This is a genomic window from Massilia norwichensis (genome assembly GCF_024753245.1).
Classification (GTDB): Bacteria; Pseudomonadota; Gammaproteobacteria; order Burkholderiales; family Burkholderiaceae_D; genus Telluria; species Telluria norwichensis.
In genome coordinates, this window is the sequence record NZ_JANUGX010000019.1 from 101,671 (window position 1) to 117,124 (window position 15,454).

A 15,454-nucleotide genomic window follows, 5' to 3' on the forward strand; every position below is an offset into this window, starting at 1 on the left:
CTTGTCTCTACACTGCCGGCCAAAGCTAAAAAAGCAGAATCCGGTCCGTTGCAGCCAGCGCCTACCCGGCGCGACGCCCGCCACGGTCCCACCTGAACACCATTTGGAGACATCATGCCTGACACCATCCTGGGCCAGGGCGCGCCTGCGTCCGCCACGCCTGCCTCCCCGTCCGTCCCCGTAGCGCTGAAAGACGTCAGCCTCGACGACAAGTACACGGCCACCGCCGGCAAGATCTTCCTGTCCGGGATCCAGGCGCTGGTGCGCCTGCCGATGATCCAGAAGATCCGCGACGAAGCCGTGGGCCTGAACACGGCCGGCTTCATTTCGGGCTACCGCGGTTCGCCGCTCGGCGGCCTGGATGAAAACCTGTGGAAGGCCAAGGGCCACCTGGAAGCGAAGAGCATCCAGTTCGTGCCGGGCGTGAACGAAGACCTGGCCGCGACCGCCGTCTGGGGCACCCAGACCGTCGACCTGATCGGCCCGGCCAAGCACGACGGCGTGTTCGCCATGTGGTACGCCAAGGGCCCGGGTGTGGACCGCTGCGGCGACGTCTTCAAACACATGAACCACGCCGGCACCGCGAAAAACGGCGGCGTGCTGCTGGTGGCCGGCGACGACCACGGCGCCTACTCCTCGACCCTGCCGCACCAGTCCGACCACATCTTCGCCGCCTGCATGATCCCGGTACTGTATCCGTCGAACGTGCAGGAATACCTGGATCTCGGCGTGCACGGCTGGGCGATGTCGCGTTACGCCGGCGTGGCCGTGGCCTTCAAGGCGCTGGCCGATACTGTCGAATCGAGCGCCTCGGTCGATGCCGATCCGTTCCGCGTCGACGTAAAAATCCCGCAGGACTTCGCGATGCCGGAAGGCGGCCTGAATACGCGTCTGTCCTCGGTGCCGCTGGGCCAGCAGGCGCGTACCCAGGAAGCGCTGATGCAGGACTACAAGATCTACGCCGCCCTCGCCTACGCGCGCGAAAACAAACTGAATCGCGTGACCATCGACGGCCCGGACGCCAAGCTCGGCATCATCGCCTCCGGCAAATCCTATGTCGACGTGCTGGAAGCGCTGGAAGAACTGGGCATCGACGAAGCGATGGCGGCCCAGGTCGGCCTGCGCCTGTACAAGGTCGCGATGATCTGGCCGCTGGAACCGGAAGGCGTGCGCGAATTCGCGCAGGGCCTGGAAGAGATCCTGGTGGTCGAAGAGAAGCGCCAGGTGGTCGAATACCAGCTCAAGGAACAGCTGTACAACTGGCGCGACGACGTCCGTCCGCACATCGTCGGCAAGTTCGACGACAAGGGCGAGTGGGTCGCGCCGCGCGGCGAGTGGCTGCTGCCGCCGAAAGCCGATTTCTCGGTGGCCCAGGTCGCGCGCGTGATCGCCGGCCGCATCGCGCGCCTGAACCTGGAAGACCGTACGCGCGACCTGATCAAGGCGCGCCTGGCCTTCCTGGAAGCCAAGGACGCGGTGCTGATGAAGGCCGTCACGACGCCCTTCCGCCCGGCCTTCTACTGCTCCGGCTGCCCGCACAATACCTCGACCAAGGTGCCGGACGGTTCCTTCGCGCTGGCCGGCATCGGCTGCCACGTGATGGCGACCTCGATCTACCCGGAGATGAACAAGCTGACCACCCACATGGGCGGCGAAGGCACGCCCTGGATCGGCCAGGCGGCGTTCTCGAAAGTGCCGCACGTATTCCAGAACCTGGGCGACGGCACCTACTTCCACTCGGGCTATCTGGCCATTCGCGCGGCGATCGCGGCCAAGGTCAACATCACTTATAAAATCCTGTATAACGACGCGGTCGCGATGACCGGCGGCCAGCCGGTCGACGGCGTCACCTCGGTGCCGCTGATCGCCCAGCAGATGGCGGCCGAAGGCGTGAAACGCATCGCCCTCGTCACCGAAGATTTGTCGCGCTACGAAGATCGCTCGGCGCTGCCGGAACTGGTCACGATCCACGACCGCAAGCACATGGACGACATCCAGCGCGAGCTGCGCGAACTGCCGGGCGTGACGGTCCTGATCTACGACCAGACCTGCGCCGCCGAAAAGCGCCGCCGTCGCAAGAAGGGCGAGTTCCCGGACGTGGCGAAACGGATGGTGATCAACGAAGCCGTTTGCGAAGGCTGCGGCGACTGCGGCGTGCAGTCGAACTGCGTCTCGATCCTGCCGAAGGAGACCGAATTCGGCCGCAAGCGCGCCATCGACCAGTCGTCCTGCAACAAAGATTACTCGTGCGCGAAGGGCTTCTGCCCGAGCTTCGTGACCGTCGAAGGCGGCACGCTCAAGAAGAACAAGGCTGGCGTCGCCAAGTCCAAGGATGAAGACGATGGCTGGGGCGCGCTGCCGGCGCCGCTGCTGCCCTCGATCGCTGCGCCCTACAACATCCTGATCAACGGCATCGGCGGCACCGGCGTGATCACCGTCGGCGCGCTGATGGGCATGGCCGCCCACCTGGAAGGCAAAGGCGCCTCGGTGCTGGACATGACCGGCATGAGCCAGAAGAACGGTTCCGTCACCTCGCACGTCAAGATCGCGGAAACGCCGGAGCGCCTGCGCGCCCAGCGCATCGCCACCGGCGAAGCGGACCTGGTGCTGGGCTGCGACATGCTGACCGCCGGCGCCTCCGACGCCATCTCGAAGATGCGCCCGGGCCGCACCACGGTCGTGGTCAACCTGCACGAGCAGCCGACCGGCACCTTCGCCCAGCAGCGGGATTGGGAATTCCCGGCCGCGCAGGTGCGCTCGCTGATCGCCGAGGCGGTCGGCGGCGAATCGGGCGTCGACTTCATCGATGCCACCAAGCTGGCCACCGCGTTGATGGGCGACTCGATCGCCGCCAACCTGTTCATGATGGGCTACGCCTGGCAGAAGGGCCTGATTCCGCTGTCGGAAGCCGCGCTGCTGCGCGCCATCGAACTGAACGGCGTGGCCGTCGCGTCGAACAAGCGCAGCTTCCTGTGGGGCCGCCGCGCCGCCGTCGACCTCAAGCGCGTCGAAAAGACCGCCACGCCAACCCAAGCCATCGTCGTGCAGATGCCGCAGACCCTGGACAGCGTGATCAAGAAGCGTGTCGAGTTCCTGACCGGCTACCAGAATGCCGCCTACGCCGCGCAGTACACGGAACTGGTCGACAAGGTGCGCAAGCTCGAAACGGCCCATAACCTGGGCAACAAACTGTCGATGGCGGTGGCGAAATCCTACTTCAAGCTGATGGCCTACAAGGACGAGTACGAAGTGGCGCGCCTGTACACCGACGGCCGTTTCGTCGAGCAGCTTGCCGGGCAGTTCGAGGGCAAGTTCTCGGTGAAATTCAACCTGGCGCCGCCGCTGTTCGCGAAAAAGGATGCCAAGGGCCACCTGGTGAAAGCCGAATTCGGCTCCTGGATGTGGAGCGCTTTCAAACTGCTGGCCAAGCTGAAAGGCCTGCGTGGCGGCGCCTTCGACCTGTTCGGCTACACCGCCGAGCGCAAGATGGAGCGCGCCCTGATTGCCGAATATCGTGGGATGATCGAAGGCGTGCTGCGCTCGCTGGACGCAGACAATTACGCGACGGCGGTCGAGCTGGCTGCGCTGCCGGAACAGATCCGCGGCTTCGGCCACGTGAAGGAAAAGGCGGTGGCCGAGTACCGTGCACGTGTCGAGGAACTGCTGAGCGGCAACGTCAAGAAGCGCGCTGCCTGATTATCCGATTCGTCATTCCCGCGAAAGCGGGAATCCATGCTGAGCTGCCGAAGTCGAATACGCAGCAATACTGCGCAGTTATCGATTCCTAATGCTCAGTATGGGTCCCCGCCTACGCGGGGACGACGTGTTCTGCATTCTTGACGTTTACGTTAACGTCATATACCGTACCAAGAACTCCTGTTCGCTTCCGCAATCTCAAGGAACACCATGAACGACATCACCCCCGCCGCCAGGCTCGAGCTGCCTACGCCGCCGCAACTGGCCAATAAAGTGCGCTTCGTGACCGCAGCCTCGCTGTTCGACGGCCATGACGCCTCGATCAACATCATGCGCCGCATCCTGCAGTCGAACGGCGCCGAGGTCGTGCACCTGGGCCACAACCGCTCGGTCGACGAAGTCGTCACCGCGGCCCTGGCCGAAGACGTGCAAGGCATCGCCATCTCCAGCTACCAGGGCGGCCACGTCGAATATTTCAAGTACATGATCGACCTGCTGCGCCAGCGCGGCGGTGCCCATATCAAGGTGTTCGGCGGCGGCGGCGGCGTGATCGTGCCGAGCGAAATCGAAGAACTGCATGCCTACGGCGTGACCCGCATCTTCAGCCCGGAAGACGGCCAGCGCATGGGCCTGGTCGGCATGATCCGCTCGATGCTGGAAGCCTGCGACATCGACCTCTCGACCTATTCCCCGACTTCGCTGGAACCGCTGACCACCGGCGACATCGCGCAGCGCCACCGTCCGCTGGCCCAGCTGATCACGGCACTCGAAAACGGTAAAGCCGCCGCCGAACTGCGCAAGCAGATCGTCGACGCTGCCGAAGGTTTGACGGTGCCGGTGCTCGGCATCACCGGCACCGGCGGCGCCGGCAAATCCTCGCTGACCGATGAACTGATCCGCCGTATCCGCCTGGACCAGAACGACCGCATCAACATCGCCGTGGTGTCGATCGACCCGTCGCGCCGCAAGTCGGGCGGCGCCCTGCTGGGCGACCGCATCCGCATGAACGCGATCAATCCGTGGAACGGCCAATCGCGCGTGTTCATGCGCTCGCTGGCCACGCGCGAAGCCGGTTCCGAAATCTCGCAGGCGCTGCCGGAAGTGATCGCCGCCTGCAAAGTGGCCGGCTTCGATCTGGTGATCGTCGAAACCTCGGGCATCGGCCAGGGCGACGCCGCGATCGTCCCCCACGTCGACCTGTCGATGTACGTGATGACGCCGGAATTCGGCGCCGCGTCCCAGCTCGAGAAGATCGACATGCTGGACTTCGCCGACTTCATCGCGATCAATAAATTCGACCGCAAGGGCGCCCAGGATGCGCTGCGCGACGTCGCCAAGCAGTACCAGCGCAACCGCGAACTGTGGTCGCAGAGCCCGGACCAGATGCCGGTGTTCGGCACCCAGGCATCGCGCTTCAACGACGACGGCGTGACCGCCCTCTACCTCGGCCTGCTGCCGGCGCTGGCGAAGCTCGGCCTGAAAACGGAAGCGCCGAAGCTGGCGCAGCCGGCCCAGAAATACTCGAGCGGCAAGAACGTGATCGTTCCGCCTGCGCGTACCCGCTACCTGGCCGAAATCGCCGACACCGTGCGCGGCTACCACCGCAACGTGTCCAGGCAGGTGAAGCTGGCGCGCGAACGCCAGCAGCTCCTTGAGACCAAGCGCATGCTGGCGGCTGCCAACCGCGAAGTGGTGCTGGACGACCTGATCACCGAACGTGACGGCGCCATGGACGCCGGCGCGCGCAAGCTGCTGGCCATGTGGCCGGATATGCAGGCGGCCTACGCCGGCGACGATTACGTCGTCAAAATCCGCGACAAGGAAATCCGCACCAAGCTGGTACAGACCACGCTGTCCGGCACCAAGATCCGCAAGGTCGCGCTGCCGAAGTACGAAGACCACGGCGAAGTGCTGCGCTTCCTGATGCTGGAAAACGTGCCGGGCTCCTTCCCGTTCACGGCCGGCGTGTTCGCGTTCAAGCGTGAAGGCGAAGACCCGACCCGCATGTTTGCCGGCGAAGGCGATGCCTTCCGCACCAACAAGCGCTTCAAGCTGGTCTCGACCGGCATGGACGCGAAACGCCTGTCGACCGCCTTCGACTCCGTCACGCTGTACGGCGCCGACCCGGCCCTGCGTCCCGACATCTACGGCAAGGTCGGCAACTCCGGCGTGTCGATCGCGACCCTGGACGATATGAAGGTGCTGTACGACGGCTTCGATTTATGCAGCCCGTCGACGTCCGTGTCGATGACCATCAACGGCCCGGCCCCGACCATCCTGGCGATGTTCATGAACACCGCCATCGACCAGCAGATCGACAAGTTCGTGGCGGACAACGGCCGCCAGCCGACCGACGACGAAGCCGCCAAGATCAAGGAATGGGTGCTGGCCAACGTGCGCGGCACCGTGCAGGCCGACATCCTGAAGGAAGACCAGGGCCAGAACACCTGCATCTTCTCGACCGAGTTCTCGCTGAAGGTGATGGGCGACATCCAGGAGTATTTTGTGCACCACCAGGTCCGCAATTTCTACTCGGTGTCGATCTCGGGCTACCACATCGCCGAAGCCGGTGCGAACCCGATCTCGCAGCTGGCCTTCACGCTGTCGAACGGCTTTACGTTTGTCGAAGCCTATCTGGCGCGCGGCATGCACATCGACGACTTCGCACCGAACCTGTCCTTCTTCTTCTCGAACGGCATGGACCCGGAATACACGGTGCTGGGCCGCGTGGCGCGCCGCATCTGGGCGGTGGCGATGCGCGACAAGTACGGCGCCAACGACCGTTCGCAAAAGCTCAAGTATCACGTGCAGACCTCGGGCCGCTCGCTGCACGCGCAGGAGATCGACTTCAACGATATCCGCACCACGCTGCAGGCGCTGATCGCGATCTACGACAACTGCAACTCGCTGCACACCAACGCCTACGATGAAGCGATCACCACGCCGACCGACGAATCGGTGCGGCGTGCGCTGGCGATCCAGCTGATCATCAACCGCGAATGGGGCCTGGCGAAGAACGAGAACCCGAACCAGGGCTCGTACATCATGGAAGAGCTGACCGACCTGGTCGAGGAAGCCGTGCTGCAGGAGTTCGAACGCATCGCCGAGCGCGGCGGCGTGCTGGGCGCGATGGAAACCGGCTACCAGCGCGGCAAGATCCAGGAAGAGTCGATGCTGTACGAGCACAAGAAGCACGACGGCTCGCTGCCGATCATCGGCGTGAACACCTTCCGCAATCCGAAGGGCGAAGGCGCGCCGGCCACCATCGAGCTGGCCCGTTCCACCGACGACGAAAAGCAGTCGCAGCTGACGCGCCTGGAAGCCTTCCACCAGCGCCACGCCGCTGAAGCCCCGGCCGCCCTCGCCGCGCTGCAGCAGGCCGCGATCGATAACGAAAACGTGTTCGCGCGCCTGATGGACGCCGTGCGCGTGTGCTCGCTGGGCCAGATCACGACCGCGCTGTTCGAGGTTGGTGGGCAGTATCGCCGCAATATGTAACTCGGCCATCGAAGCATGCGCACCCGCATACCAAGCCCTTGGGTATGCGGGTGTCGATGACCCTCCCTGGTTCGCTTTACCCTTCGCTTTTCATTCCGCCTGCTATGCTCGCAGGCGAGCCCAGCCACCGATCCCAAGGCTCATCTTCCCGCTGTACGTGCTGTTCCCCCTGCTGTTTGTTTTATGCAACTCGACTGCGCATGTGATACCGGTTGCGCGGTTCCTGAGGCGCCCACCTCGACGATATAGTGGCAATGAACGCATCTCGACCCTCATCCACTCCTGTTCACTGGTAACCTGAGCCCACTGTTCTCAGGTTTTTGTATGCACCGCACAATAGGGCAGTGACGAAAAAATCCTTGTGGTAATATCAATAATTATTTCGAGAATATGATGCGCACACGGGTCTCCATCACAATCGACACTGAATTCAGTATCGGCGGCGCCTTTGCCGACGCATCGCGCTCCCCGGTAGCCGAACAGAACGTCTGGTGCAACATCAAGGGCCGCTCGGAAGGCTTGGGATTCATGCTCGATACCTTCCGGCGTCACCAGGTCCAAGCCACCTTTTTTGTAGAGACTGTCCAGCGTTTCTATTTCAAGGACGATCCGATGTGCGCGATCGCTCGGCAGATCCACGCTGAAGGCCATGAAGTGCAGTTGCACTCCCACCCATGCTGGACGATGTTTGCCCATGAGGACTGGCGCGAACGGGTACGCCACACCCGCATGCCCGACAATTTTCACGGACGCGATTTCGACGATACGGTCAGCTTGCTTCAGCAAGGTATCGACACCTTCAGCGAGTGGGGTTTACCGGCGCCGCGCGCTTTCCGTAGCGGTAATCTGCAGCACGATGAAAACCTGTTCAGGGCGCTGGCCAAGGTCGGCATTCCCTACAGTTCGAATATCGCCGTGCCGGTCTTCCATACCGGCAGTCCCGACTATGCGCTCTACAGCGGCACCCACGAGCGTCATGGCGTACTCGAGTGTCCAGTACTCTCCTATTCGGACTGGAAAGTGGGGCCACGCAAGCACATGAAGGCATTGACCATTGCAGGCACCAGTTTCGCAGAAACTCGCATCTTGCTGGACAAGGCGCAGGCGGCCGGCATTCCGCTGGTTGTGATTCTGACGCATCCTTTTGAATACGTACAGAAAGCCGACCCGGGCTACAGCCGTGCGCGCCGCCACGCCCTGACCCAGCAGCGTCTGGTCCAGCTCTGCGCTTATTTGCAGGATAACAAGGACCGTTTCGATGCTTGCGGCATGGTGCGCGCCGCCGACGACCCGGCCTGCCGGGACGAACGCAATCTCCTGTTGAGCAGCCCAGTCTGGCACAGCGTGCCCAGGATGGGCATGCAAGTCGCATATGACCGCTATGGCCGCTGGGCGCTCGCCAATACAAAACCTCTCACCTCATGAAGAACTGGATTGACCGCCGTTTCGGCACCTGGCGCGGCCTAGTGCGCCTGCTGCTGGCCGACGCCGAGCTGGCGACCGGCCGCCTGCGCCCCTTTATGCTGCGCAACCCGGCATCGGTGCGCCGCGTGGTGTTCGTCTGCCTCGGCAACATCTGCCGCAGTGCATACGCCCACCATATTGCCGCCGACTGCGGGCTGCCGGTTGCCTCGTTCGGCTTGTCGACGTGTACCGGGAGCGCCTCTCCAGCAGCGGCGGTGGCGGCGGCTGGCCGGCGCCAGGTCGACATGACTGCCCACCACGCACTCGACTGGAAGGATTTCAAGCCCCAGCCGGGAGATCTCTACATGGTGATGGAAGTCCGCCAGGCGCACGAATTGCGCCGGCGCCTGGGCCCGCGCAACGATGTCGATGTCTGCCTGCTCGGCATGTGGTGCAAACCGGCGATGCCGCATCTTCATGACCCGTACACCCTGAGCGACGACTATTTCGACACCAGTTTCCGCCGGGTTGAGCAGGCTGTACGCCATCTTGCGGCCGCATTGCCGCACCTGAAGCGTACCGATGCGGCAGCCTATGCCGATGACAGGAAGGTCGTATGAAGCCAAGGCTGCCGGCGGTAGTCCTCGGCATCGATACGCCCATCGGGTTGACCGTAATTCGCGACCTGGGCAGTCATGGCGTGCCGGTGATCGGCATCGCGCGCAAGCAGGATGCGCTCGGCATGCATTCGCGTTACCTCAGCCGCGGCCTGGTGCGTGCGGGTACGCGGGAAGCGCTGATCGAGCAGCTCGTCAAGCTAGGCGAAGAGCTGGGCGAGGCCTGCCTGTTCGCGATCTCCGAAGGCGATATCGACCTGCTGAACCACCATCGAGCACGTCTTGGCGCCTTCAAGCTGGCGTTCGCAGACGAGCGCCGCATGTCCAGCGTGCTGAACAAGACCAGAACCTATGCCGCCGCTGCCAGAGTCGGCGTGCGGACACCACGCACCGAGCTGCCGTCCAGCATGGTCGATGCGGTACGGGCCAGCGCCACGCTGCGCTACCCGGTGGTGCTGAAGTGGGCGAATCCCCACGAGGCCCAGCGCTTGCTGGCGCCGCTCGGCATCTCGCCCGAAAAAATGCGTTACTGCCATTCGGCGCAGGAACTGCTGGACTACCTGCGCCCGTTCGAAGCGGCGAATACCTATCCGCTGATCCAGGAATACTGTCCCGGGCTCGGGCTTGGCCAGTTCATCCTCATGAAGGATGGCCAGCCGCGCTCGACCTTCCAGCATCTACGCCTGCATGAATGGCCTCCGGAAGGGGGATTTTCGAGCATGTGCGCATCGCTGCCGCCCGATGCTCACCGCGAACTGATGGAAAAATCGGTCGCGCTGCTGCGTGAACTCGACTGGGAAGGGGTGGCGATGGTCGAGTACCGCTACGATCCGCAGACGGGCGAAGCGGCACTGATGGAAATCAACGGCCGCTTTTGGGGTAGCTTGCCGCTCGCCTGGCATGCCGGTGCCGGCTTCCCGATGCTGTGCTACCGCCAGTTCGGTCTTGGCGAAACCGTCGATCAGCAGACCTACCATGCCGGCCTACGCTGCCGCTTCATGGTGCCGGAAACCAAGCGGCTGCTGCGCATTCTGTTCCAGCAGGGCCGCATTGCGGACCGCCGCCTGCAGTTTTCGCGCCTGTCCGAACTGTTCGGCTATCTGCTCGATTTCATCCGGCCCGGCAGCCGTTATTATGTGTTCAGCTGGCGCGATCCGCGTCCGTTTTTCATGGATCTGGCCCAGATGGCCGGACTGTCGCGCAAGGCGCCGGCGCGGACCGCCGCGGTACCCATTCCCACCAGCCGCCTCGACAAGGACCAGGCGAACGGTTGAGCCTTCCCCGGTCAAGCAGACGGCCGTTGCCGCCGCCCTGCCCTAGAATGGGCCCAGGACCACCACGGAGCCACGCATGCCGATCAAGCCGGAACACCTCGCCGCCCTGATGCGGGAAGTCGAGCAGGAAGATCCCATCGATTTCGCCGATCTGCCCTTCCCCGAGGACGATCTGCGCGAACTGGTCGCCAACCACCTGTGCGAAATGGCGGCGTCAATGGAAAAGTTCAGTACCGAGGACCGCCTGATGACCTTGCTGGCGGTGTCGGCCAAACTGGTCCTCGAAAACCTGGTGCTGCACGTGCAACTACTGCGCCGCCACGGTATCCCCGCCGGCGAAAATGTGGAGGCGCTGCTGAGCCGCCTGCGCAACAACGACAACAAGTAAACGAGGCACCCAAACCACAAAGTCGTTTGATTATGCACAATTGCCTATTGTGTTAATGGCAGGCAGATTTCTTCGGGTATGATTGACTTTCGCTAATTTCTGTGCAGACAGGTTTGTTTGCACCGGCCGATTTTTTGAGGAAACCATGCCGCGTAAAGTCAACAAGGGAGCGCTCCGGATCGCTCTCGTCACTGGCGCCATCATCGCCAGCGCCGTCCTGGGCGGCTGCAACCGCAGCAAGCCAACCGAACAGCTCCTGGCAGATGCCAAGCAATACCAGCAAAAGGGCGAAACCAAGGCGGCAATGATCGAGCTGAAGAATGCCGTCGCCAACAGCCCGGAGAACGGCGAAGCACGACTGGCGTTGGGTATTTTGCACGCCGATACCGGTGATTTTGTGTCGGCAGAGAAAGAATTGCGCAAAGCACTGTCGCTCGGCATCGACAAGAGCCGTGCGCTGCCGGTGCTGGCGCGCTCGCTGGAACAGCAGGGCAAGCCCAAGGAAGTGCTGGACACTGCCACGCCCGAAGCCGCTGCCAACTCGGCCGAGCTGCTGACCCTGCGCGGCAATGCCTATCTCGACATGAACGATGTCGAGAAGGCCAAGGAAGCCTATGAGCAGGCGGTCAAGCTGCAGCCGGACAATGGCACTGTGCTGATCGGCATGGCCCGCCTGGCGCTGTACCAGAAGGACACCACGGCAGCCGAGAACTACGCCGACCAGGCCGTCAAGAAAGATCCGAAAAACGCCGATGCCTGGATGTTCAAGGGCGCCCTGGCACGCGGCGAAGGCAAGATGCCGGAAGCGCTGGCCGCCTTCACCCAGGCCTCGGTCATCAAGGCCGACCACCGCACCGCGCGCATCGAAAAAGCGCTGGTCGAGATCAACCTGAAAAAGTTCGACGATGCCAAGGCCGACCTCGACGCGGCGCGCAAGCTCACGCCGGGCAGCCTGCAGCTGGCCTACACCCAGGCCCTGCTCGACTTCACCAAGGGCCAGCACAAGGCGGCACTGGAGTCCGTGCAAAAAGTGCTCAAGAGCGCACCCGAGCACATGCCGAGCATTCTGCTGGCCGGCGCGATCGAGTTGAACCTCGGTTCCTACCAGCAGGCGGAACAGCATCTGCAGCATTACCTGAATACCAATCCGGACAACACCTATGCGCGCAAGCTGCTGGCCCAGGCCCAGCTGCAGACCGCGCCCTCCGAGGCGCTGGCCACCCTGGCGCCGGCCCTGAAGAATACCTCCGACGACCCGCACCTGCTGGCGCTGGCCGGCGAAAGCTATCTGCGTACCCAGGACTTCGGCAACGCCACCAACTATCTCGAAAAAGCGACGGCGCTGGCGCCGAAGGTCGCGGCCCTGCACACCTCGCTCGGCATGTCCAAGCTCAAGCAAGGCGACCAGGCCAAGGCCCTGAGCGAACTCGAACTCGGCGCATCGCTCGACACCAGTTCGCCAAAGGGCGGCATGGCGCTGGTGCAAGCCGAAATGTCGATGAAGAACTACGACAAGGCGCTGACCGCGGCCCAGAACCTGGTCAAGCAGCAGCCCGACAATGCGCAGGTGCATGCCCTGCTCGGCTCGGTCTATGTCGCCAAGCAGGACACGGCCAATGCCCGCGCCGCTTTTGACAAAGCGCTCGCAATCGACTCGACCTTCTTCCCGGCCGCGGCCAACCTGGCCCAGCTCGACCTGAACGCCAAGAAGCCGGCCGACGCGGAAAGCCGCTTTACCGCCATCCTCAAAAAGGATCCGAAGAACATCAATGCGATGACGGCCCTGGCCGAACTGGCGAACCTGCAGGGCCAGCGCGACAAGGCCACGACCTGGCTCGAGAAGGCCAGCAGCGAGAACCCAAGTGCCGTTGCCCCGGGCATCCGCCTGGCCAACCATTATCTGCAGACCAAGCAGACGCCGAAGGCGCTGACCCTGGCACGCAAGCTGCAGACCGAGAACCCGACCGATCCCAATCTGCTGAACCTGCTGGGCACGGTGCAACTGGCCAGCAACGACGCCACGGCAGCGATCGAGACCTATAGCAAGCTGGTCAATGTGCAGCCGAAATCGCCCCAGCCCAAGTATCGCCTGGCCGGCGCGTATGCGACCGCCAAGCGCGAAGACCAGGCCGCTTCCGAGCTGAAGAAGGCCATCGCCCTGCAGCCAGACTTCCTGCCGGCCCAGCTGGCACTGGCCGAACTGGCGATGCGCAAGAAGCAGCCGGACGAGGCGTTGGCGATCGCGCGCACGCTGCAGAAGCAGGAGCGCAATGCCTCCGCCGGCCTGATGCTCGAAGCCGATCTGCTGCTGCTGCAGAAGAAGATCGACCAGGCCGTGCCCCTGTACCAGAAGGCCCAGGCAGCCCATCCGACCACTCAGGTGGCGCTGACCATTCACCGCCTGCAGAAGATGAACGGCAAGGGCCAAAAAGCCGACCAGGAACTGGCGCAGTGGCTCAAGGACCATCCAAACGACGTGCAAGCGCTGATGTATTCAGCCGAGCAGAACCTGGCCAGCCAGCAGTACCAGCCTGCCGCCGCCCAACTCGAGTACGTCCTGAAGCTGACGCCGAACAATGCGCTGGCGCTCAATAACCTGGCCTGGACTTACCAGCAGCTGAACAATCCGAAGGCGCTGGAAACGGCCGAGAAGGCGTACAGCATTGCGGGCAACAACCCGGCCGTGCAGGACACCTTGGGCAGCATCCTGATCGACAAGGGCGACAGCAAGCGTGCCGTCGAGCTGCTGCAGAAGGCGGTCGCCAGCCTGCCGGAAAACGGCGATATGCAATTGCACCTGGCCCAGGCCCAGGCCAAGAGCGGCGACAAGGCGAATGCCCGCAAGACCCTGGAAAAGCTGTCTGCGGCCAATAAAGGCGAGGCTTCGGCCAAAGCGAAGGCACTTTTAGCGCAAATGTGATATTTGACCGGCGGCGCAAGCCGCCGGTGTCACAAACGGTGACTTTTCCATCACATTTGTTATCAATTATTCATTTCTTTGTAGAATCTTTACTGCCCCGGTGTTACGATTGTTAAAGAACCCGCGCGTATGCGCAAGATAATCATCGACGTCCTGCGGAGATCGAAGAATGAACAGTTTAACAACTGGCGAGGAATTGAAGAAAGTGTCCTCTGAACCTCAGGACGCACGTTACGATACGCCTCCTGAAGGGGCTGCCGAGCTCGACTGTGATACGATCACAGACGTGACTATTAACGAAAAATCATTCGGTATCCGAACCGCGGACACGGATGGGAGACGCAGCTCTGCGAATCTTCTCATCAACAAGATGTATGCGTGGCGCGGCTATTCGGGCACGCATCGTCTGGACGATGACCCGAACCGGATTACCCTTTCGGCATCCGACCACGGCGAAGTGGTCGGCACGGTCACGCTCGGCATCGACTCGCCGGTTGGCCTGCTGGCCGACGAAGTGTTCAAGGACGAAATCGACCGTTTCCGCGAACGCGGCGCCAAGGTCTGTGAGATCACCAAGCTCGCCTTCGATCCGAAAGTGCGCTCGAAGGCCGCACTGGCCTCGCTGTTCCACGTGATGTTCATCTACGGCCGCCGGCTGCACAAGTGCACCGACGTGTTCATCGAAGTCAATCCGCGCCATCGCCGCTTCTACGAGACGATGCTCGGTTTTAAGCGCATGGGTGAACTGCGCATCAACCCGCGCGTGAACGCACCGGGCTGGCTGCTGTGGAACAGCCTGGATTACGTCCAGGAGCAGATCGAGCGTTACGGCGGCACCAGCGATGCCATCGAAAACGAGCGCTCCCTGTTCCCCTACTTCTTCTCCCAAAAGGAAGAAGAAGGTATCGCGCGCCGCCTCACCAACCTCGGCTGAGCCTGGCGCTCAGGCTTTCACCTGGGCCGGCAGCTTGCCGGCCTTTTCATTTCGCGCCAGGATCGGCACGATCAACCGGCGCATGAACAGGCCGATGCCGCCCCACATCGTGATGAACCACAGCGGCACGCCGCCCGGCGGATTGCCCGGATAGCCCCATTGGCCGCTGTGCACGCCCGTGTACTCGATCAGCGCCCCCAGCAGCACCATATAGCCGGCATAGGCCAGGTCCAGCGGCTCGTGGAACAGCACCAGTCCGACCAGCAGCAGCACGCCGGTCACCATCAGCAGCGTATTGCCGTCGTGGATGGTTGCGAACGCGGCCGAGTAGGCCAGCGCCAGCGCCCACACCACGGCGCGCCGGCCGCCGGGTGCCGGGCCGTTCAGCAGGCGCCGCGTGTGCAGCAGATAGAAGCCCCACATGAACAATTCCCAGACCGGCTGCAGCAGCAGGTCCGGCTGCGCGAACTTGAAGATGCCCTGTTTCAGGGACGCCGCGTTCATCGCCGTGAAGAACACGCAGACGCAAACGTAGAAGATGGTCTCGACCTTGCTGAGCCGGCCGAAGGTCAGGGCCCACAGCACGAGCAGCGCGGCCAGTTTGCCGAGATTGGTCGGCACGAAAGCCAGGATCAGCATCACGGCCGGGACCTGGAGAAGAAGGCGGGTTCGCATATTCATTTGGCAAGTAAACAACAAGGACGCTGATGTTGTCAATCAGCA

9 protein-coding genes are annotated in these 15,454 nt (G+C 62.9%); 8 read left to right on the forward strand and 1 reads right to left on the reverse strand.

Features of this window, described 5'->3' with window-relative positions; genetic code table 11:
- The first annotated feature begins 114 nt into the window (after positions 1-114).
- The 8 genes from NX782_RS16200 to NX782_RS16235 all read left to right on the forward strand — a co-directional run bounded on the left by NX782_RS16200 (position 115) and on the right by NX782_RS16235 (position 14,731).
- The gene (locus NX782_RS16200) at positions 115-3,696 is read left to right on the forward strand and encodes an indolepyruvate ferredoxin oxidoreductase family protein (RefSeq protein WP_258846512.1); all 3,582 of its coding nucleotides are present in this window, start codon (positions 115-117) and stop codon (positions 3,694-3,696) included.
- A 210-nt stretch (positions 3,697-3,906) separates the two neighbouring features.
- Positions 3,907-7,194: a fused isobutyryl-CoA mutase/GTPase IcmF gene (gene icmF, locus NX782_RS16205; RefSeq protein WP_258846513.1), complete on the forward strand. Its 3,288-nt coding sequence runs from the start codon at positions 3,907-3,909 to the stop codon at positions 7,192-7,194.
- Between the two features lie 390 nt (positions 7,195-7,584).
- Entirely contained in the window at positions 7,585-8,619 is a 1,035-nt protein-coding gene (locus NX782_RS16210) for a polysaccharide deacetylase family protein (RefSeq protein WP_258846514.1), read from the forward strand.
- Positions 8,616-9,218, forward strand: a complete 603-nt coding sequence (locus NX782_RS16215) for an arsenate reductase/protein-tyrosine-phosphatase family protein (protein WP_258846515.1) — start codon at positions 8,616-8,618, stop codon at positions 9,216-9,218. The genes NX782_RS16210 and NX782_RS16215 overlap by 4 nt, the downstream gene beginning before the upstream one ends.
- Positions 9,215-10,489 (forward strand): carboxylate--amine ligase, encoded by a 1,275-nt coding sequence (locus tag NX782_RS16220; protein WP_258846516.1) that lies wholly within the window; start codon positions 9,215-9,217, stop codon positions 10,487-10,489. The genes NX782_RS16215 and NX782_RS16220 overlap by 4 nt, the downstream gene beginning before the upstream one ends.
- Before the next feature lie 76 nt (positions 10,490-10,565).
- Positions 10,566-10,877, forward strand: a complete 312-nt coding sequence (locus NX782_RS16225) for a hypothetical protein (protein WP_258846517.1) — start codon at positions 10,566-10,568, stop codon at positions 10,875-10,877.
- Between the two features lie 145 nt (positions 10,878-11,022).
- Positions 11,023-13,797 (forward strand): XrtA/PEP-CTERM system TPR-repeat protein PrsT, encoded by a 2,775-nt coding sequence (gene prsT, locus NX782_RS16230; RefSeq protein ID WP_258846518.1) that lies wholly within the window; start codon positions 11,023-11,025, stop codon positions 13,795-13,797.
- A gap of 286 nt (positions 13,798-14,083) precedes the next feature.
- Positions 14,084-14,731, forward strand: a complete 648-nt coding sequence (locus tag NX782_RS16235) for a GNAT family N-acetyltransferase (protein WP_379792805.1) — start codon at positions 14,084-14,086, stop codon at positions 14,729-14,731.
- Positions 14,732-14,740: 9 nt separating this feature from the next.
- On the opposite strand, the gene NX782_RS16240 is transcribed toward NX782_RS16235, so the two are convergent.
- Complete coding sequence (locus tag NX782_RS16240; protein ID WP_258846520.1) at positions 14,741-15,406, reverse strand: hypothetical protein; 666 nt, start codon at positions 15,404-15,406, stop codon at positions 14,741-14,743.
- Positions 15,407-15,454: the final 48 nt, after the last annotated feature.